Raw genomic sequence first — 19,429 nt, 5'->3', positions numbered from 1 at the left:
GCTGGGGGTCTGGGCGGCTGAAATTCCTGACCAAGCCTTGAAAAAAGAAGCTCAGGGGATTATCTTTGGGTCGAGATGATTTCCAGCCAATCTTTTCAACCGGAAAAGACCGTGAAGACTAAAGCACAGATAATGGAGTTAAAGGACACACCTCAATGCCGGTGTTCATCTTCATGTCAGCTGGACATGCAGGGATGAAAAATATCTGGGCTTATAGTTTCAGGTTTCAATCAGACGGCCTGTTTCTTTCAATCAGACGCCCAATTTGCTTGCAATTACACGATTGTCCGTTTACAAATGGCAAGCATGAGGCCCGATAATCTTTACCCTCGATATATTATGCCGCGTGTTCTGGAGTCTTTGACTGATACGCCGGTTGTTCTGATTCATGGTCCGCGCCAATGCGGCAAAACAACATTGGCCAGACTGGTGGGTGATGCGCGGGGGTTCACATATTTGAGCTTTGACGATGACGTGCAACGCTCTGCGGCGCAGTTCGATCCGGTAGGGTATGTCGCTGATCTGCCCGAGCAGGTAATCCTGGACGAAGTGCAGCGGGTGCCGGAATTGTTCACCTCTTTGAAAGCGGTGGTGGACGAGCGGCGAAAGCCTGGGCGGTTCATTCTGACCGGGTCGGCACATGTACTTATGGTTCCCCGGCTGGCTGATTCCTTGGCCGGGCGCATGGCCATTCTGCGACTGCACCCGCTTTCCCGGGCTGAGATTGCCGGTAAGCCGGCTGCTTTCCTGAATGCATTGTTTGGGAGGGGGTTCAGGATTGGTGTATTTGGCAGACGTCAGGGCAGGGTTTTGGCCGAACATATTACTGCCGGTGGATACCCTGCCGCGTTATCCCGGACAACAGCCCGCAGAAGAACAGCCTGGTACCGGGACTACATAGACACCCTTGTGCAGCGGGATGTGCTTGATCTGACCCGCATCAGCAGGCTGGACGTTATGCCGCGCCTGCTGGAGATGGCTGCCGGCCAGACGGCGAGACTGATAAACGTATCTGATATGGCATCTCCGTTTCAGGTAAGCCGGCCGACAATTCGGGAGTATCTGACCCTTTTGTCCAGGATTTTTCTGCTGGAGGAACTCCCACCCTGGCACAGCAACCGCCTGAGTCGTCTGATAAAGACGCCCAAGCTGCATTTGGGAGATCCCGGCCTGGCATGTGCTCTGCTTGGTGTGGATGCCGGGTCTCTATGGCAGGATCGCGCCTTGTTTGGACAGCTCCTGGAAACTTTTATCCTTCAGGAACTGCGCCGACAAGCCGGCTGGCAGGAAGATGATATTTCTTTCAGCCATTTCCGCGATAAGGATAATAATGAAGTAGATATGGTTCTGGAGTCCGGAGGTAAACTGGCAGGGATTGAGGTTAAGGCGGGCTCTACAGTTACGTCTTCCGACTTTAATGGTTTGCAAAAGCTCCAGAGAGCAGCAGAGAAAAGTTTCACAGCTGGAGTGGTGCTTTATGACGGCGATTCCGTGGTTCCTTTTGGAAAGGATCTGTATGCAGTACCCATATCCTGCCTCTGGGGTGGTTCTGGTTTCGTCCATTAATACATCCTGCTTTGACTTTGCACGAGGCTCTTCCGGTTTAAGGGTACTTTTTTCGTAAAGAAAAAAACCTCACGTCCGGCCTGAAGCAGGCCTTGAGTCACCCCGGTGAAACACCCTGGAAGAGGATCCGGTTTCACTCTTGGACGAGCCTGGTCGTTTGAATTTTCCCGGGAGGTTGTATACGATCCTCCAGCAACGTGTAACCCATAGACCCATCTCAGGCCATGACCAAAAAACAAGCCCGGCCCGGCCAGTTGCCCCGACAGGGTGCCCAGCCGCAGACTTTGTATCTGCAAAAGCCCAAGGATTTTGAAGGCTTGATTTCCGGGTACAAGGAAATCAGGGCCGTCTCCTATGTGGCTTCACCTACCCTGATGCTGTCCATATTTGAAAAATTCCAATTCGAGTACATGCAGCTTCTGGTGGGGGAGAACATCTCGGTCAAACATTACAAGAAGGACCTGGAGAACAAGCAGATCAGCCTGATCCAAAAACTTATGCACCTGGTAAAAGAGCAGAAGCTGACAGTCTTTTTTCCCAGGGGCAAGACCATACACTCCAAGTTTTACATCCTGAAAAACGAGGACATGTACAGGGTGATAGTAGGCAGCGCCAATTTCAGCGAGCCGGCTGCCAAAGCCACAAAACAGCACAACTATGTGGTATACTGGGATTTAAAGAGCCCAGATCCACTATTGGAAAAGTTTGTCCAGGACTACAAGGAGCACCTGAAAAATTCCAGGCTGTTTCTGGATGATCTGATCAAACTGGCGGAAAACAGAGATGAAGATGAGGAAAAGGTCATCAGGACCTGGCTTTCCCAGGATGTGGGGGAAGTAAAGGACCTGGCGGAATCTGAAACCTCACGTGTATTTACAGATCTGACCCGGCAGGCATTGAGCACTGTTGATAATAATGAACACTCCGAAAACCCGGATACCGGGGAACCGGACGAGGAACAGCCGGCCAGCGGGGAGATCAGAGTGATAATCCCTTCAGATGTAAAGACCCAGGAAGGCATCGAGAAAAAACTGCAGCCTTTGAAGCCAAGTATTGTCAAGTCCGAGCTCAGGTTAAGCGCCAGGGATTTTTCGGATTACGTCAAAAGAAGCTGCGGGGTTCCCCTTATGGGTACGCACAGATCCAGCCGGCAGGTTTTCCTGCACATGGGGGACTACCGGGGTGTCTTGTCCAGGCCGGTACACAGCAGGGAGGAAGTCCGGCAGGGTCTGGAATATATTGAGGAGTATGTGGAATCATACGGTTTTGGGGAATCCATAGACCATAAAAGAATTCAGGCCAATGTGTTCGAGGCGCTTTTGTATGTGCTCTCAGCTCCGTTTGCTCATGAGTTCAAGAAACTGAAGAAACAGGTGGACATGTATTCCAGGGGTCCCAGCTACCTGTATCTGTACGGGCCCTCATTCAACGGCAAGACCAATTTCCTGCGCTTTTGCCTGAAATTGATGGCCGGCAGGCATCTGGAGCCCATTGCCCAGGAATATTTCAACAAGACCAGGATCATGAGCGCCAAGATGTTCGGCACGGTTTTTCCGCTCATGTTTGATGATGTAAATATCGGCTCAGGCTCAAACATTGAAACAGTGCTCAAGAATTACTGGGAGGTATGGTGGAACCCGGGACATCCTGTGCCCCAGATAATCATGACCACAAACCGGTTTAATCCCCCGGAATGGGCCAATACCAGGATCAAGAGGATCAATTTTGATGTCAAGTTCGATCAGAAAAATATCCAGGCCAGCGAAACCCTGAACCGGATATTGAACACGGATTGTGATTTCTTCAAGCTTTTTGCCCACAGCTACCTGGAAAAACTGGATCAGCCCATAGATAATATCAAAGAAGATCTCCTGGTGGATGAGTTGAGCCTGAGCAGAAAAATCTTTGCCGATTTTTACCGGTTTGCTGAAAGGTCTGTTCCGGATTACTTTCCGCAGGTCCCGGTGGATAAGCTCTATGATATTGACAAGATGGAGTGGCAGGAACTGTTTGCGACCAAGGTCCTGACCCAGGAAGAACATGGCAATAAGATCTTTGTCCATGCGGACAAAACAGTGCACACCTATGAAGTGGAGCGTTTCATGCGGCTGCTGCCTCAGGGGGTAAAGGCCAAGCGTAAGGCCCACACTATAATCATTGAGGGACGGGACAAGTACCTGGAATGGATTAATGCCGGCAAAAGGGACCAGGGTTTCTGGAAAAATCTGATGAATAGATTTAAAAGGACAAGACTGTAGAGTAGACTGATGGTACCCATTCAGGGGGGTGGGACGCCGGAACCGGCCCGGTGCCAGTAATCACCACCGAGGCCCCCCTGAATGGTTACGAATAAAAGGCCTTTTTATCCTTTTTTGCCCAGCCGCCTTTTGAGCAGGATGCGGTTTAAGTAGGTCATGGGGGTTCTGGACACCCTGCTCTTGCCGGCCAAGGCCTTTTCAGGTTCAAAAAGTACGTCCGCCAGATGTATGGTGGGACCCTGCCTGCTGAGAAAACCGGCGCAACCGGCGCAGTAGGTGACCATCATGTCCTGCCCGGCTCTTTTTTTGCGCTTGAGGCTCCAGGTCCTGGCAAACCCGGGATTGTGAAAGCCGACAGCCCCGCCTTCACCGCAGCACAATGTCTTTTTGCCGGAGTTTTTCATTTTGCTTATTTCAATCCCCCTGGCCTTAAGAAGCCGGCGCACTGCATCCTGGATGCCGTCCTGGTAACGCAGAGGGCAGGGGTCATGTACTGCCAGCCTCCCCGGCTTTTCAACCTCTTGAAAACTGTTCTCTTCAGCCATGACTTGGTAAACTGTCTTGACTTTGAAATCCTCGGCGTAGGCATTTAGCACCTTGAAACAGTTGGGGCAGGCCACCAGGATTTCTTTGACCTCCAGGTCACGCAGCTTCCCCATGATTTCCTGTAAATTCTTGTGAAAAAAATCATCGCGCCCCAGGTCATGGGAAGGTTTGTGGCAGCAGTCCAGGACCATATCCAGACTGGGCAAGGCTTTCTTAAGTTCCTGGTAGATCCTCCAGGTGATTTCCGGTCTGGTTCCGGGCAGAGCACATCCCGGGAAAAAAACAGTGTGTGCCTTTTGCGCGGGATATCTGGACAACAGGTTGGAATGACCCAGTTTTTCAAACTTAAGCAGGGGTGAATAGCGGGACAGGTCTACAGTTTCTTCCTGCACTGCCTGACGGCGCATATCCAGAAACATATCCGCGGGAGAGAGTTTTTCCGGGCAGATGGCCCCGCACAGATCGCACAGGCTGCATTCGAAGGGGTCAGTGCTGTTTTTCCCATCCAGGATTCCCTGGGCGATATCCCCGGGCATGCCGTATTTTTTCAGAAACTCGCACTGTGAAACACAGACCTCGCACCTGCTGCATCCCTGCTGGTTGGCCTCGGCCAGGTGGATCAGAGACTCTGAAGGCATGCCCTGCGGCGCAAAAGATACCGCAGGGTTGGTTACCGGAACGGATAACTCTGAATGGTCTTCCTGGGAGCCGTACTTCTTTTTTAAAATACCCACAATTTTTTTGGCTGCCAGTGGCAGAATCCCGATAAGGGCCAGGGAGATGATCAGTCCTGGAGAGAATATGTCCTCGGTGGACTGGATGCGTCCCAGATGACTTCCGGCGTTTACAAAGACAAAGGTGCCAGGGAGCATGCCCAGCTGGGAAACCCAGAAAAAGGTCCGCAGGCGTATGGAAGTGATGCCCATGGCCAGATTGATTATGAAAAAGGGAATCACCGGAATCATGCGCATTGTAAAAAGATACAGGGCCCCCTCTTTCTGCACCCCCCTGTCCACAGCCTCAATAAACCCGGAAAACCTGCTTTTGACCCAGTCCCGGAGCAGGTAGCGCGACAGGAAGCAGGCCATGGTCGCCCCGATGGTACTGGCAAAGGAGACGATTATGGTTCCGGTTATGGCCCCGAACATAGCTCCGGCCAGAAGTCCCAGAGGAAGTGCGCCAGGCAGGCTCAGGCTTACCACTACCATGTATACCAGGAGATAAATCCCCAGCACAGTCAGGAAGCGCTCTTCCAGCAGGGTTTCAAACTCGGCCCTGGAAGCCCTGATGTTGTCCAGGGTCAGGTGGGCATGAATGTCCAGCAGAAAATAGGCGGCCACAATGGAGGCGATGACAGCCAGGATCAGCAGTTTTGTAAGGTTTTTAGACATGGAAAGTACCTCTTGTAAATTTGTCGGATGTCTGCACCCTGCATGGATAATCAAGGCAATAATTATTAAGAATTCAGCAACCGGGTAAATTTACTCTTAAAAAATCAGCAGTCAAATTGTTAATTCAAATAGTTTGACCTGTTTTGTATCAAAAAAATCTATAATATCTTGCTACGGCACGTGAAGAAATCATAGTTGGACCGAAAATACAGCAAAATCAAAGCGTATAGATAAAAGCAATACAATCTGTCTTGTATGATAGAAATTATCTATTAGACATACTCTTTTGCTGTGGATATAAACTAAAACTTAATGCTTTATGTTAAGGCTGTTGCAGGTGATTTATATGTTCTCCACAAGATATGAACAACTTGTGCAGGCAGGCAGCCGTAATTTTTTTAATTTCTGAATATGGAGGCATAATGAGAAAATGTTTATGGGCACAATTCTGTTTGGTTGTTTTTCTGGCATTTGTAGCTACAGCTTGTACTCAGGATGACAGCTACAACTATATTTCCCCGGCAGAGCTGAAGGAAAGGCTGGATGCCGGAGAGGTTGAGCAGGGTTCACTGGTGGTTTTCAGCTCTCAGACTGAAGAAGAGTGGGAGTCAGGGTATCTGCCTCAAGCCATACCCACTTTCGCCAGACCTCTGGAGTCAGATGAAGATTATGCCAAGCTGGAACCGGTCCTGGATAAGGTCAGGGGCACTGATGCAGATATCGTAGTCATTTGCCCAAGAGGCGGGAGTGGTGCCACCAGGCCCTGTGATTATCTCATGGACCATGGCATCGATGAAGATAGGCTGCTGATTCTTGAAGGCGGCCAGGAAGCTTATAATGATGAGTTTCCTGAAGACGTAGTTTTCCCGTAAGAGCAGGCACAGCAAGACCCGGGTGTGCTGACATCCGGGTCTTGCCACAAAAAATTACTTTCTGCGCGTATTCTTACAGCACTGGGGCTGTAAGGCTTAGCTTGATAAGCATAATTCTTATTGCCAAGTCCAGGCAGGGAGGCTTGCATGGCCGCCATAATCCATGATCCGGTGCAGTTTTACAAGAAAATGGACAGGATGGACAGCGAAGGGAACAAATCCGCAATAGCCGCCCGCCAGGCCCGGGAGATCATCAGCAGCCTGGCGGATAAAAACCATCTGGACCATGAGTTGCGCATCAAGCTCAGCCGGGACGGTGAGGCCAGGATTAAAAACTGCATCAAGTTTCAGCTGGTAGACGGTCACAGGATGGTTGCGGTCAAGGAAAAGGACTGGTTCATTTTTCTGTTTCTGGGTACCCACGATGAAACAGACAACTGGATTAAGAACAACATGAACATGAGGCCTGACCCGGCACGGGGCAAAGCTATACCTCCTTCAAGCCAATCTCAGAACAGCAGGGAAGAGCCTGAACAGGCCGGCCGGGCTGAAGACCAGGAACCGCCCTCAATTCATGATCTGGATGTCCCCCTGCATGAAGTCCTGGACCAGAAGACATTGAGAGAGATTTTTCCAGGCATCTGTGCACCACCCAGGTAATGAGACGATGGTCTTGTAGATGGCAAGGGTTTAAGAAACCGGCCCGGGGAACAGGCACTTCGGGACCCACCTGAGCATCATTTTACGCTCAAAAGAACTCATTTCCTGGGACAATCACGCTTCAGGTGTGACTGAAGAGCCAGTCCCCATGCCACATCCAAAGCGCTGAACAGATACTTTTGCTCTTTGCAGGGGCGTGGCTCACAAACCTTGCATAATTCGTCTTTTGCAGGAAATAATTGTCTCAGATATCCTCACCCCTCCTGATCAGGACTTCGCTGGAGCCCTTGGAGCGGCCATCTGGGGATTTAATAAAAGTTACACCACCACGCTACGCCCCACTCCTCTTTTTTGCTTCCAGATAAACATTCTCAGGTTCCTTCTGGATTTCAGCGGTTTTGATTACGGCCGTGACAACTCTGTAGTATTTCTTGATCTCGTCCACGGGTCAGCATACGTTCTTTTCTGTCCTTTAGCCATTTGTCCAGGACCTGGCAGTCGCCTATCCGAAGAAAAAAATGAGAACATTTTTCCAAGAAGACATGTATTTTGAGTTGAACTTCGGAAAATTCACAGCTCAATTGTCATATATACGGAAAATCATCGAGGTTGTGATATGCAAATAGAGCGCTTAATCGATCTAAAAAAATTGTTGGAAAAAATTCCTTCTTCCTGTTCGGTCCCAGGGCCACAGGGAAATCAACCCTGGTCGAGCGGCAATTATCCGGAGCAGCAACAATTATCGACCTTCTCGACTCACGGTTTTTTTTAAGGTTGTCCGCAGCACCACATGATCTGGAATCCATCGTTGATGCCCGGGGTCACCGGCTAATCGTTATTGACGAAATTCAGCGCATCCCGGAATTACTAAATGAAGTCCACAGGCTCATTGAAAGACGGCAGATCAGGTTTCTGTTAACGGGCAGCAGTGCCAGGAAACTCCGCAGAGGACAGGCCAATCTTCTTGCCGGACGCGTCTGGGAGGCAAAGCTGTTTCCCCTGACATGGAAAGAAGCGCCGAATTTTGATCTGGATCAGTATCTGCGTTATGGTGGGTTGCCGGCTGTCTATCTCAGCGATTTTCCGGAAGAAGAGCTTGACGCTTACGTCAATACTTACCTGAAAGAAGAAGTAATGGCCGAAGGACTGGTTCGCAACCTGCCGCCTTTTACCCGTTTTCTGCGATCGATGGCTCTGTCCAGCGGGGAAGTGATTAATTTCACCAAGCTTGCCAATGACTGTCAGGTGCCAGCGTCAACTGTCAGGGAACATGTCGGTTTTTTGGAAGACACTCTGGTAGGTTTTTTCTTGCCCGCCTGGACTGAGTCCAGAAAAAGAAAGGCAATCAAATCCGGCAAGTTTTATTTTTTTGATCCTGGGCTTGTTCACACCCTTGCAGGCACCAGGTCCCTTGATCGCAACTCGGATTTATATGGCAAAAGTTTTGAACATTTTATCGGCATGGAAATCAGGGCGTACCTGAACTACAGCAGGACAAAACTTCCTTTAACATACTGGCGCTCCACTCATGGCCATGAAGTGGATTTTCTCATTGGAGAAACTACAGCAGTTGAAGTAAAGGCAACTGAGCGGGTTACGCCCAAGGATTTCAAGGGTCTGAAAGCGCTGGCCGAGGAAGGGATATATCAGGATTTCTTTCTGATCAGCCAGGACGGGGTTGCCACCCGGCAGGGAAACATCCAGGCTATACATTGGGAGGACTTTCTGAATCGTTTGTGGCATGGAGAGATTATCACTGCCTGATAAGATGACCCTTAAACAAATTGATGCAGCAGCAAAAAAAAGGGGGATGTCAAGATCATCCTTTCTCGTTAACCTTGCACAAAACGCGATTCATTCAAATCATTCGCACCCATCAACATAGGACTCATATCGAAATAACACAACGCATCATGTGCGGCGGGTACTAAGGAAACTCCTACATGATTATCATAAACAAAACTCCGGAAATTGAACTGCACCTGAGTCAGGCTCACATCCTGATGCCTGAAAAAACAGTTACCGCCCTTAAAGGGGAGTTTTCCCCGGAATAAAGGGGATGCGCAACTGCCGAAGCCTCGCCTGTACCCCGCAGGTTTCTCAGTCACTTGTCCTCAGTGTCAGGCTCCCCAGACAGTGATGTTTCTATTTTTGTAGATTTTTTCGAGCCTGAAGATTTTATCATCCCAGGAAACATTCCTGTCCCGGTTAAAGATAATCAGGTGGGCTTCGTCCGCGCCTGCCCGGTCAGCATAATCCGTTGTCTGTTCCAGACCTGTCTGAATGGTCTTTTCCAGGTCTCCCCTCAATATCTTGAGCTCAATCACCACCCGCTGCAGAGGTCCATACATGTTCTTTTGCGGATCCAGAGGCCATTCAATGATCAGGTCTGTGCGTTTACGGCCAAGGCCGTATTCACGCAGGAGCCTGCCCCCGCCGTTAAGAATCCTTTGCAGAAAGGCCTGAAGCAGAAGCTGGGGAGCAGCTTCCCTGTAATCAAATCCCTCTTCCCATATCTCGCTGTGCTCCCGGAAAAACTGCTGAAAGGCAGATAAAAGCTTATGGATGTCCAGGCTGTTGTCCTTTTTTACATACCAGACTGTTTCCTGGTTGCTGATCATGGTCTGCACCGGCCAGGTAAGTTCTCTGGGGATGACCTCCCTGTAGATGCGGTTGGATATGTGTAGACTGGGACGAAGATTGATAAGCCCCAGGTCCTTCACATACTGCAGATCGTCATCCGGAACTTGCAATAAGGTTTCCTCACCCGCCAGCAAAGGGGCAATTACCCCGTGCACCCGGGGCTCGCGCAGCTTGTCCGCCAGCTGGTCCAGATGGGTGGCCCTGGATAGAATCAGATTTTCCCGGGCCTGCAGATAATCGTTCAGGATGATTTTTCTGGTCCGGTCCCTGGAGGCCGTGATTTTCCAGGTCACTTCATGGCCAAGAGCATTCACTAACCAGGGCTGGCCCCTGGTATCCTCCCACAGTTCTGGAAAGATATCTTCTTCAAACGCCTGGCCGGTCTCTTCTGTGTGCTGCAGCCATAGGTCCTGGTCCTCTTCCATGGTGAAATTGGCCATGCGAATAGATGCGGATTTAATATTAAAGGCACTGCCGCCAGTGATGATTTCCCCGCCTGCCTGATGGATGCGATAATCGCGCACATCCCTGACTCCGCAGAGAATTATGCTCTGGGGAAAAGCCTCGGGTCGCTGGGCATAACCGGAGCGGATCTGACGTAGAAGAGATATGAGGGTGTCTCCTACGAGGGCATCCACTTCATCCAGCAGGAGGACTACAGGCCTGGAGGAAATGATGGCCCACTGTCTAAGAACAGAAGCTAGCAGGTGTTGAGGGGAAATTTCCTGTTTATTGCTTCTATACCAGGATTTAAGGTCAGCGTGGTCGGTATAGAGCTCCACAGAGTCTGCCAGAGCATCGCAAACCGCCGGAATGCCTTTGGTCTCGTCACCTCTGGCTGCCTGGGCCCCTTCAATATTGGCATAGGCACAATGGTAGCGGCCCTTTTCATTGATAGCCTTCATCATGGCCAGCAGGGTGCTGGTCTTGCCGGTCTGCCTGGGTGCATGCAGAACAAAGTAGCGCTGCTGATCAATGTAACCGGAAATCTCCTCCCAATCCACCCGCTGCAGAGGATCAATGGTATAGTGGATTTCAGGCTTGACAGGACCGGCATTGTTAAAAAAACGGGCCATGATAAAAGTCTCCTGTGGTTGACTGGCAAATGACCTGCCATTTTCAGGTCTTAAATTAAATCCAAAACTTTGGCTTTGCAAGATCAAAGGTTGAGATGGTTACTTTCGGCAAGAAAAATTAGCTGTTTCCAATCTCTTGTATCTGTCCCGCACTTATTTTTTTGATGAAACATTTTCAGCTGTTGGCGTTGGAAAAATAAGTGCGGGACAGTCCCCTGGTCTGGTGCCAGTAATCACCACCGAGCCCCCCTGAATGGCTACCCCTGCCTCATCCTCCTTTTTCTATTGAAAACCGTAATTCATTTGTTGTGGCTGCATTAAAATTATGTATTGGACTTTTTTTCACGAAAGAAGCAAGTGTCGACTTAAAAGCTCAATGAAATTCTCGTGTTACGCAAAACAGTTTCGTAGCATAAAGGAGGTTCTGCAGCATAAAATCTTGGGCCGGGATAATCAGCTGGTCTTATTGCGGCTTAATTGTCCCTCAAGGTATTATGAACGGTTTAACCAGTGGAAGTATTATTTAATCAAGGGGGTAGACCATGGCAAAAGTTGGCGTATATGTGTGCTATTGCGGCACGAACATCGCCGGAGTCATTGACATTGAAACAGTTAGGGCCTTTGCCGAGACCCTGCCGGAAGTGTCTGTAGCCCGCAAAGACCTGTTCATGTGTTCCGATTCCGGGCAGGAACTGATCAAACAGGATATCCGGGAGGGACTGGTGGACAGGGTGGTGGTTGCCGCCTGCACGCCCAGGACCCATGAGCCCATTTTCAGGGCGGCGGTGCAATCAGCAGGGCTGAACAAGTACCTTTTTGAAATGGCCAATATCCGGGACCAGGACAGCTGGGTCCACCCAGACAACCCTGAAGAAGCCACCAACAAGGCCATGAGGCTGCTGGCCAGCGCGGTGGGCAAGGCTTCCAGGCTGAAACCCCTGGAAGAAAAGTACGTGGACGTAACCCCGGCGGCCATGGTCATCGGCGGGGGAGTGTCCGGAATCTCCTCGGCCCTGGAACTGGCCAACATGGGCTACACCACCTATCTGGTGGAAAAGGATCCGTCCATCGGCGGCATTATGGCCCAGTTAGACAAGACTTTTCCTACCAATGACTGCTCGGCCTGTATTCTCACCCCGCTTATGGTGGATGTGGCCAACCACCCCAACATCAAGCTCATGACCTACAGTGAAGTGGAAGATGTGGAGGGCTTCATCGGCAATTTTACAGTCAAGGTCCGCCGCAAGCAGTCCTATGTAGACTGGAAGAAATGCACGGGCTGCGGGGATTGTGCCACCTCTTGTCCTGTGCGGGTGCCCAATGAATTCAATCACGGCATGGATCAGCGCCCGTCCATCTATATTCATTTTCCTCAGGCTGTCCCCAAAAAGGCTGTGCTTGACGTGGAAAGCTGCATCAACTGCGCCGGACACAAGCTGGGACGCGAACCCAAGATCAGCAAAAAAACAGGCAATCCCATGATTGCTCCCTGTCAGAAAGTCTGTCCTGCGGATGCCATTGACCGCAGTCAGCAGCTTGACCCCCAGGGGAGCATTGAAGAGGTCAAGGTGGGCAGTATTGTGGTGGCCACGGGTTTTCAGGTCATGGACAAAAAGTGGTTCAAGGAAATGGCTCCGGACTCGCCCAACGTCATTACCGCACTACAGCTGGAGAGGCTCATCTCAGCCACCGGTCCAACAGGGGGCAAACTCTACATGCCCTCCACAGCCAACAAAGTCCCGGAGACCATCACTTTTGTTTCCTGTATGGGCTCCAGGGATGAAAAGTTTCATACCTACTGCTCCAGGGTCTGCTGCATGTACATGGTCAAGCAGGCCAGGCTCCTGAAGGAGAAGTACCCGGATTTAAATATCTACATGCATTTCATTGATGTCCGGGCAGCGGGAAAGGAATACGACGAATACTACACCGGTGCGCGCAAAATGGGCATAAATATACTCAAAGGCAAGGTAGGGGGACTGGAAGTCCTGCCTGAAGACAGGCTCAGGGTTTTGGCCTACGACATGGAAGGCTGCGTGCCGGTGGAGTACCAATCCGACCTGGTGGTCCTGGCCACGGCAATTGAAATACCGGAAACGGCCAAGAAACTGGCCCATGCCACGGGTCTGCAGTTCTGCGGCTCTCACTTCTACCGGGAGCTGCATCCCAAGCTGGGTCCGGTGGAAACATCCGTTGAAGGCCTTTTCCTGGCCGGTTGCTGCCAGGGACCCAAAGACATTCCCGATTCAGTATCCCAGGCCAAGGGTGCAGCCGCCACAGCTGCGGTCCCCCTGGCCCAGGGCAAGGTCAAGATTGAACCCATCATATCCGAGGTGCACACGGAAAAATGCAGCGGATGCGGCATCTGCGTGCCGCTTTGCCCTTATGACGCCATCACCATGAAAATGGTGGACGATCATCCCCGGGCGGAGATCGACATGACTGCGTGCAAGGGATGCGGCGTATGCACCACTGCCTGTCCTTCCGCAGCAATAGTACTGCATGGATACGAAGAGGAGCAGATATACGCGCAGATAGAAGCCCTAACCGTTTAGGAGGAATAAAATGTCTGAGTATATAAAACTTGAAAGTGACAAGATCTCGGAAGGGGTCAAGACCATCATGGACCTGGGAGGGCACGGTCTTCTCAGGTGCGTCCAGTGCGGGGCATGCTCCGCTGTCTGTCCGGGGGTCAAGGCCGGTTTTCCGGTACTGTGCAGGATGCTCATAAAGAAAATCCTGGACGGACAACTGGAGGAGATTATCGAGGATAGTTCATCCTGGGGCTGCCAGGCCTGCAACAGGTGTACGGAAGTCTGCCCCCAGGGGGTCAGGCCCCAGGAAGTGGTTTTCGCCTTCCGGCGTTACCAGGCCAATGACCTGGCCTTTTCCACATCGGCCATTACCAGCCAGATGAACCTGCACGCATACGGGCATGCAGTCTTTACCGATGCCCGGGAACTGAGGGCAAAGGTGGGGCTGCCCCCGGAAGCGCCTACCTCGGCATACAATGAAAAGGCTCAGAAAGAGATTCAAACCCTGCTGGATAACAGCCCCATGGGCGAGCTGGGGATATTTTAAAGGAGGCCGGCAATGCAAAAATATGGAATGTATCTGGGATGCAACATCCCCTTTAAAGCCCCGGACATCGAGCAGTCCTTCCGCAAGGTCTTTCCGGCCCTGGGCGTGGAGCTTGAAGACCTGCAGGGAGCTTCGTGCTGCCCGGCCTGGGGAACGGCTCCATCTTTTGACATGGATACCTGGTGCGCTATTTCTTCTCGCAACATTGTCCTCGCCGAAGAAAAAGAGCTGGATCTCATGACGGGCTGCAACAGCTGTTTCGGAGTCCTGAGCGAAGCCAAGCACTTTATTGAGGATAACCCGGAGAGGAAAAAACGGGTCAATGAAAAGCTGCAGGCCATTGAGCGCAGGTTCGAGGGGTCAGCGGGAGTGTATCATGTTTCTCACGTCCTGCACGAAAAGGTTGGAACTGACAGGATCAGGCAGGGCCTGACCTATTCCCTTGAGGGCCTCAAAGCTGCCATCCAGCCTGGGTGTCACGTCCTGTGGCCTTCGGACGTTTACCAGGTCAAAGAAAAAAATCCTTTCTTTCCCACCATTCTAAAAGAACTTACCCAGGCCCTGGGCGCTGAGGTCCCACATTACAGCCGGCTGGAATACTGCTGCGGAATGGGCGGGATGCGCACCACTGACGTGGAAAAGTCGCTGGGTCTTTTCACGGACAAGATTTTGTCCATAAAAGAAGAGATTGATCCCGATTTCATCGTCACCACATGCTCCTCCTGCTTTCTGCAGTTCGACATGTCTCAGCCCATACTCAAGGAGCGCGGGGTTATCGATTTTACGATCCCGGTTTTTTACTACACCCAGGTGCTGGCCCTGGCCCTGGGCTTTGATCCCTCTCATGTGGCGGCCATCAGCCAGACCCCCAGGGATGCAGTCATAGCCGAGATTCAGAGCGAGAAGAGAAAAATCCAGAAATGACAACCAGGAGGATAAATTCATGTCTTTCAGTCCAAATATTGTGGGATTTGCCTGCCAGTGGTGCACCTATGCCGGGGCGGATCTGGCCGGCAATCTGCGCTGCAAATATCCACCCACCATCAAGCTCATCAGAGTACCCTGCTCGGGCAGCGTGGAGCCGGAATACGTCCTGGAATCACTGGCCAGGGGGGCCGACGGCGTGCTCATCGGGGGTTGCCACTACGGCGACTGCCATTACAAGGAAGGCAACTACAAGACTTCACGCCGCATGACCATACTAAAGAAAATGATTGAGGACGCAGGGTTTGATCCCAAGCGTTTCAGGCTGGAATGGATTTCCGGGGCCGAGGGCAAGCGTTTTGCCGAAGTGGTGGAGGAATTCACCCGGGAACTTCAGGAGCTTGGTCCCAATCCGGTCAAGGGAGGTAAATGAAATGGCTGATAAAATTAAGTTCGGTTTTCTGCTGGCAGGAGGATGCGCCGGCTGTGAAACGGCCCTGGTTGATATTTCCGAAAGGCTGGTGGACGCCCTGGATCACCTGGAGGTGGTTTTCTGGGCCCCCACAGTGGCCGACGTAAAATACAAGGACCTGGAAGCCATGGAGGACGGGTACATTGATCTGGCCTTTGTGGACGGAATGGTCCGCAACACCGAAAACGAACACACGGTCAAGGTGCTCCGCCAGAAATCCAAGACCCTGGTGGCCTTCGGGGCGTGTGCATCTCTGGGCGGTATAGCCGCCCTGGGAGATATGCATTCCAAGAAAGAACTGTTTGACCAGGCATATAAGGACACTTTCAGCACGGACAATCCAGAAGGGATACTGCCTGAACCGCAGTGCCTCTGGGAAGGAAAGTATGATCTGACCCTGCCTGCATTCACCAAAAGGGTCAGCACCATAGATCAGCTTGTAGATGTAGACTACTATGTGGGCGGATGCCCTCCGCATCATGATTTTATTTTCCAGCTCATCCAGGCGGTTGTTTCGGGCAATCTGCCTCCCAAAGGCTCATGGCTGACCTCGGGCAAGGCTGTGTGCGATGTGTGCAAGCGCAATCCGGCCGAGCATGACCAGCAGAGACTGCCCATAGGAGAGGTTTACAGGACCGTGGAAGGCCTGCCCGATGAAGACAAGTGCCTGCTCCAGCAGGGCTATATCTGTTTCGGTCCGGTGACTCAGGGGGACTGCCAGGCCTCGTGCCTTAATGTTAATATTCCCTGCCGGGGCTGTGGCGGACCTATTCCCGGAGTCAGGGATTATGGAGCCAGGTGCGTGTCCATGGTGGCCTCCAGTCTCAAGGATGATCAGACAGCAGAAAAGCTTATCGCCAAATTCAACGATATGGCCAAGTTCTGCTACCGCTACTCTTATTCAAGTGGAATACTCAATCAAAAACTGACCCCTGGAAACAAAGCTTAGTCCCGGAGGCGTGATATGGGCGGATCAGCAGCCCTGATTAAAAGACACCGGGTCTAAACAGGGGTCAAATCAAAGGAGAAAGCAAAGTGAAAAAGATAGAGATCAATCCCATGACCCGCCTGGAGGGGCACGGCAAGATCGCCATTTTTCTGGATGAAAATGGCAATGTTGACGATGCCTTTTTCCAGACAGTGGAATTTCGCGGGTATGAAAAGTTTCTGCAGGGCATGCCCATTGAGGAGGTGCCCAGGACCGTGTCCACGGTGTGCGGAGTCTGCCGGGCGGTGCACTTCCTGTGTTCCATGAAGGCCTCGGATGATGTCTACGGCGTCGCTCCGCCCTCTACGGGCAGAAAACTGAGGGAACTCTTCTACAGCGCTCATACAGTGGAAGACCATACTGCTGTGCTTTATGCCCTTGGTTTTCCGGATTTCGTAGTGGGTCCGGACGCATCCCCGGCAGAACGCAACCTGGTGGGCCTTATCAAGGCTGTAGGTGCGGAAACAGGGAAACTTGTTCTTCAGAAACGCGGCCTGGCCGTAAAAATTTTCGAACTCCTGGGCGGCAAGCCCAATCATCCTGTTGCGGCCCTGCCAGGAGGATGGTCCAAGAGGATCAATGAAGAAGAGCGGGCCCAGATCGAAAAATGGGCTGAAGAACTGGTGGAACTGGGCAAGCTGACCCTCCAGGTCTTTGATGACGTGGTGCTCAAGAATCCCAAATACATGGAACTGGTCACAGGAGAAATGTACAGGGTCGAAGTGGGCAACATGGCAACCGTTGATGAGCAGAACCGCTTTGCTCTATATGACGGTACCCAGAAGGCCATAGACGCCCAAGGCAATGTTGTGGGTACTTTTCGCGGCAAAGAATACCTTGATTTTATTTCCGAACGGGTCCTGCCCTGGTCCTATCTCAAGTTTCCTTATAACAAAAAACTTGGAGGCTGGGACGGGATAAAGAGCGGCCCGGACACCAATATATATTGTGTGGGTCCCCTGGCCAGGATGAACGTGGTGGATTCCATGAGCACCCCGCTGGCCCAGGAGCATTTTGAGAAGTTTCACGATACTTTTGGAGCCTGGCCCGTGCATTATATCCAGGCTTACCACTGGGCCAGGGCAATCGAGGTGCTGGCAGCCGCTGAAAAATGCCTGGAGCTGTCCAGGGATCCGGAGATAACCGGCAGCGATATCTGGAACCAGCCATCGTCCTGCACCGGTGAGGGGGTAGGTATTCTCGAAGCCAACAGGGGCACCCTGGTTCATCATTATATCACTGATGACCAGGGGATTGTTCAGAATGCCAACCTTATTGTGTCCACAACCCACAACAACGCACCCATCAACCTGGCCGTAAAAACCGCGGCCCGGCATTTTATTCAGGATGGAAATGTAAGCGAGGCCCTTCTGAACCACGTGGAAATGGCCTTCAGGCCTTATGACCTTTGCCTGGCCTGCGCCACGCATACGGTTACCGGAGGACAGCAGCCGGTGGAGGTAAACATCTATAAAAACAGCGGTGAACTGTACAAGCAAATGAAGAACTTTTAAGTATGGGGTCACAAGGCGGGAAGCCTGTCTTCCCGCCTTGCACACCTGCGTCCGGGGCAGGCCACCTGCGTCAATTTATTTAATAAGGCATACAGCATGAATGATGTTAGAACTATTGTCCTGGGCATAGGCAACCCTCTGCTGCAGGACGACCGGGCCGGGCTGGAGGTGGCCCGGCGGGTCTTTGAACTGGGCCTTTCCGTTGATACCCAGGAGCTTTACACCGTGGGCTTCGAGGTCATGGACAGGCTTATGAGTTATGATCGGGCATTTATTGTTGACGCATGCAGGCTGGGAAACAAGCCGGGTACAGTTATGGAAGTAAGGATCGAGGACATCTTTTCATCCAAAAGCCTGGCCAGTTCCCACGCCATAACCCTTGGAGCGACTCTCAAGACCGCTTATCAGCTGTTTCCGGATGAAATGCCCGGGGAACTAAGGATATTTCTGATAGAAGTGGAGAGGATTGACGAGTTCACGGATATTATGAGTCCCTGTGTTGATCAGGCTGTACAGCAGGCAGTGGACATTATTTCCGCAACTATAAGCCCTGTACCCGTAAGTCATACAGGCGGAAAGAATTTAACAGCTTGTTGAACAAGTCCCTGGCTGAATATGGAAGATAGTCTTGGTCAGGCTTGGCCCTGGCTTTGCATTGCCAAACAAAAGGGGCCGGATGAGATCCGGCCCCCTTTGCATGATAGAAGTTTAAACCGGCGGTCTGCGGTTCTTGAACACCCTGGCAAAGGCCTCCTTGCGGGTGAAGCGTCTGGGTCCATGCAGGCTGGCTACGGCAGAGTGATAGAACTTGGACGGGCTGGTCTGGAAGAGGTATATCACCCGCACTGAGCGGGGGTCACCCAGAACAGCTTCGGGATAGATCTTTTTGACTTCTTCCAGCCTCTTTTCAGCCAATTCCTTCATCTCGTCCATATCCCCAAAGTGCATGGTGCCAGTGGGACAGGCTAGAACGCAGGCCGGGAGCCTGTCGTTCATAACCCGGTCAAAACACATGTCGCACTTGGAAATCAGGCCCGATTCCTGGTCAGCCCTGGGTATATCGTAGGGACAGGACCCTTTGATCTCATCGGGATAGAGATTCTTGGTCCTGGAGGTGAACAGGACTGCACCGGTACGGTCGTCATGGAGTACTGCCTGTTGGTCGTCCATATCCGCGACCATTTTACAGGGAGGTTCTATGCAGTGACGGCATTGATCCGGGAAGAAAAGCCAGTCCTTGATCTTGCCGTTTTCAACCGCTTCCTCCATGCGTACCAGCTTGTATGTGATAAATGACAGGTCTTTGGGGTTCTGGTATGAGCCCCAGTTCCTGGTATCTTCTGCCGGAAGCTTGTGCCACTGCTTGCAGGCCACCTGGCATCCCCGGCAGGCCGTACACTTGGTCAGATCTATAAAAAATCCTTTTCCATCCATGAAT

15 protein-coding genes are annotated in these 19,429 nt (G+C 51.6%); 12 read left to right on the top strand and 3 right to left on the bottom strand.

Annotated features, from left to right (window positions below; all coding sequences use genetic code 11):
- Positions 1-297 precede the first annotated feature (297 nt).
- Together DTHIO_RS07395 and DTHIO_RS07390 are read left to right on the top strand one after the other, a co-directional pair.
- Positions 298-1,566, top strand: coding sequence for an ATP-binding protein (locus tag DTHIO_RS07395; RefSeq protein WP_337833161.1), 1,269 nt, complete (start codon positions 298-300; stop codon positions 1,564-1,566).
- Between the two features lie 224 nt (positions 1,567-1,790).
- On the top strand, positions 1,791-3,824 hold the full coding sequence (locus DTHIO_RS07390; protein WP_008869701.1) for a phospholipase D family protein: 2,034 nt from the start codon (positions 1,791-1,793) through the stop codon (positions 3,822-3,824).
- Between the two features lie 104 nt (positions 3,825-3,928).
- On the opposite strand, the gene DTHIO_RS20430 is transcribed toward DTHIO_RS07390, so the two are convergent.
- Positions 3,929-5,761 carry a VTT domain-containing protein gene (locus DTHIO_RS20430; protein ID WP_008869700.1) on the bottom strand — a complete coding sequence of 611 codons (1,833 nt, stop codon included), beginning with the start codon at positions 5,759-5,761 and terminating at the stop codon, positions 3,929-3,931.
- Between the two features lie 422 nt (positions 5,762-6,183).
- Between DTHIO_RS20430 and DTHIO_RS19675 the strand changes: the two genes are divergently transcribed.
- The 3 genes from DTHIO_RS19675 to DTHIO_RS07360 all read left to right on the top strand — a co-directional run bounded on the left by DTHIO_RS19675 (position 6,184) and on the right by DTHIO_RS07360 (position 9,057).
- Positions 6,184-6,633: a rhodanese-like domain-containing protein gene (locus DTHIO_RS19675; protein WP_008869699.1), complete on the top strand. Its 450-nt coding sequence runs from the start codon at positions 6,184-6,186 to the stop codon at positions 6,631-6,633.
- A 147-nt stretch (positions 6,634-6,780) separates the two neighbouring features.
- A complete protein-coding gene (locus DTHIO_RS07370) occupies positions 6,781-7,293 on the top strand; it encodes a hypothetical protein (RefSeq protein WP_008869698.1) in 513 nt (170 codons plus the stop codon).
- 648 nt (positions 7,294-7,941) lie between these two features.
- Positions 7,942-9,057 carry an ATP-binding protein gene (locus tag DTHIO_RS07360; protein WP_040418161.1) on the top strand — a complete coding sequence of 372 codons (1,116 nt, stop codon included), beginning with the start codon at positions 7,942-7,944 and terminating at the stop codon, positions 9,055-9,057.
- A 356-nt stretch (positions 9,058-9,413) separates the two neighbouring features.
- Here the strand turns inward: DTHIO_RS07360 and DTHIO_RS07355 are convergent, their stop codons facing one another.
- Complete coding sequence (locus DTHIO_RS07355; RefSeq protein WP_008869696.1) at positions 9,414-11,012, bottom strand: P-loop NTPase family protein; 1,599 nt, start codon at positions 11,010-11,012, stop codon at positions 9,414-9,416.
- Positions 11,013-11,554: 542 nt separating this feature from the next.
- On the opposite strand from DTHIO_RS07355, the gene DTHIO_RS07350 reads away from it, so the two are divergent.
- The 7 genes from DTHIO_RS07350 (at position 11,555) to DTHIO_RS07320 (ending at position 18,588) form a co-directional block, all read left to right on the top strand.
- Positions 11,555-13,567 carry a CoB--CoM heterodisulfide reductase iron-sulfur subunit A family protein gene (locus tag DTHIO_RS07350; RefSeq protein WP_008869695.1) on the top strand — a complete coding sequence of 671 codons (2,013 nt, stop codon included), beginning with the start codon at positions 11,555-11,557 and terminating at the stop codon, positions 13,565-13,567.
- A 10-nt stretch (positions 13,568-13,577) separates the two neighbouring features.
- Positions 13,578-14,093: a 4Fe-4S dicluster domain-containing protein gene (locus DTHIO_RS07345; RefSeq protein ID WP_008869694.1), complete on the top strand. Its 516-nt coding sequence runs from the start codon at positions 13,578-13,580 to the stop codon at positions 14,091-14,093.
- Between the two features lie 12 nt (positions 14,094-14,105).
- On the top strand, positions 14,106-15,017 hold the full coding sequence (locus DTHIO_RS07340) for a CoB--CoM heterodisulfide reductase iron-sulfur subunit B family protein (RefSeq protein ID WP_008869693.1): 912 nt from the start codon (positions 14,106-14,108) through the stop codon (positions 15,015-15,017).
- Positions 15,018-15,036: 19 nt separating this feature from the next.
- The gene (locus tag DTHIO_RS07335; protein ID WP_008869692.1) at positions 15,037-15,450 is read left to right on the top strand and encodes a hydrogenase iron-sulfur subunit; all 414 of its coding nucleotides are present in this window, start codon (positions 15,037-15,039) and stop codon (positions 15,448-15,450) included.
- Position 15,451: 1 nt separating this feature from the next.
- Positions 15,452-16,438 carry an NADH-quinone oxidoreductase subunit B family protein gene (locus DTHIO_RS07330; RefSeq protein WP_008869691.1) on the top strand — a complete coding sequence of 329 codons (987 nt, stop codon included), beginning with the start codon at positions 15,452-15,454 and terminating at the stop codon, positions 16,436-16,438.
- An 86-nt stretch (positions 16,439-16,524) separates the two neighbouring features.
- Entirely contained in the window at positions 16,525-17,991 is a 1,467-nt protein-coding gene (locus DTHIO_RS07325; RefSeq protein WP_008869690.1) for a Ni/Fe hydrogenase subunit alpha, read from the top strand.
- 96 nt (positions 17,992-18,087) lie between these two features.
- On the top strand, positions 18,088-18,588 hold the full coding sequence (locus DTHIO_RS07320) for a hydrogenase maturation protease (RefSeq protein ID WP_008869689.1): 501 nt from the start codon (positions 18,088-18,090) through the stop codon (positions 18,586-18,588).
- Between the two features lie 111 nt (positions 18,589-18,699).
- On the opposite strand, the gene DTHIO_RS07315 is transcribed toward DTHIO_RS07320, so the two are convergent.
- A complete protein-coding gene (locus DTHIO_RS07315; protein ID WP_008869688.1) occupies positions 18,700-19,425 on the bottom strand; it encodes a 4Fe-4S dicluster domain-containing protein in 726 nt (241 codons plus the stop codon).
- Between the last annotated feature and the right edge of the window lie 4 nt (positions 19,426-19,429).

It is taken from the genome of Desulfonatronospira thiodismutans ASO3-1, assembly GCF_000174435.1.
Lineage (GTDB): Bacteria > Desulfobacterota > Desulfovibrionia > Desulfovibrionales > Desulfonatronovibrionaceae > Desulfonatronospira > Desulfonatronospira thiodismutans.
The sequence above is the reverse complement of the archived record's forward strand: the minus strand, read 5'-3'. Positions and strand labels throughout refer to the sequence as shown.

Bases quoted from the DNA above. Each gene is read 5' to 3' on its own strand.
- DTHIO_RS07370 (WP_008869698.1), top strand. From the start codon at position 6,781: ATGGCCGCCATAATCCATGATCCGGTGCAGTTTTACAAGAAAATGGAC.
- DTHIO_RS07355 (WP_008869696.1), bottom strand. From the start codon at position 11,012: ATGGCCCGTTTTTTTAACAATGCCGGTCCTGTCAAGCCTGAAATCCAC.
- DTHIO_RS07315 (WP_008869688.1), bottom strand. From the start codon at position 19,425: ATGGATGGAAAAGGATTTTTTATAGATCTGACCAAGTGTACGGCCTGC.
- DTHIO_RS07395 (WP_337833161.1), top strand. From the start codon at position 298: ATGGCAAGCATGAGGCCCGATAATCTTTACCCTCGATATATTATGCCG.
- DTHIO_RS07335 (WP_008869692.1), top strand. From the start codon at position 15,037: ATGTCTTTCAGTCCAAATATTGTGGGATTTGCCTGCCAGTGGTGCACC.
- DTHIO_RS07320 (WP_008869689.1), top strand. From the start codon at position 18,088: ATGAATGATGTTAGAACTATTGTCCTGGGCATAGGCAACCCTCTGCTG.
- DTHIO_RS07390 (WP_008869701.1), top strand. From the start codon at position 1,791: ATGACCAAAAAACAAGCCCGGCCCGGCCAGTTGCCCCGACAGGGTGCC.
- DTHIO_RS19675 (WP_008869699.1), top strand. From the start codon at position 6,184: ATGAGAAAATGTTTATGGGCACAATTCTGTTTGGTTGTTTTTCTGGCA.
- DTHIO_RS07340 (WP_008869693.1), top strand. From the start codon at position 14,106: ATGCAAAAATATGGAATGTATCTGGGATGCAACATCCCCTTTAAAGCC.
- DTHIO_RS07345 (WP_008869694.1), top strand. From the start codon at position 13,578: ATGTCTGAGTATATAAAACTTGAAAGTGACAAGATCTCGGAAGGGGTC.
- DTHIO_RS07330 (WP_008869691.1), top strand. From the start codon at position 15,452: ATGGCTGATAAAATTAAGTTCGGTTTTCTGCTGGCAGGAGGATGCGCC.
- DTHIO_RS07350 (WP_008869695.1), top strand. From the start codon at position 11,555: ATGGCAAAAGTTGGCGTATATGTGTGCTATTGCGGCACGAACATCGCC.
- DTHIO_RS20430 (WP_008869700.1), bottom strand. From the start codon at position 5,761: ATGTCTAAAAACCTTACAAAACTGCTGATCCTGGCTGTCATCGCCTCC.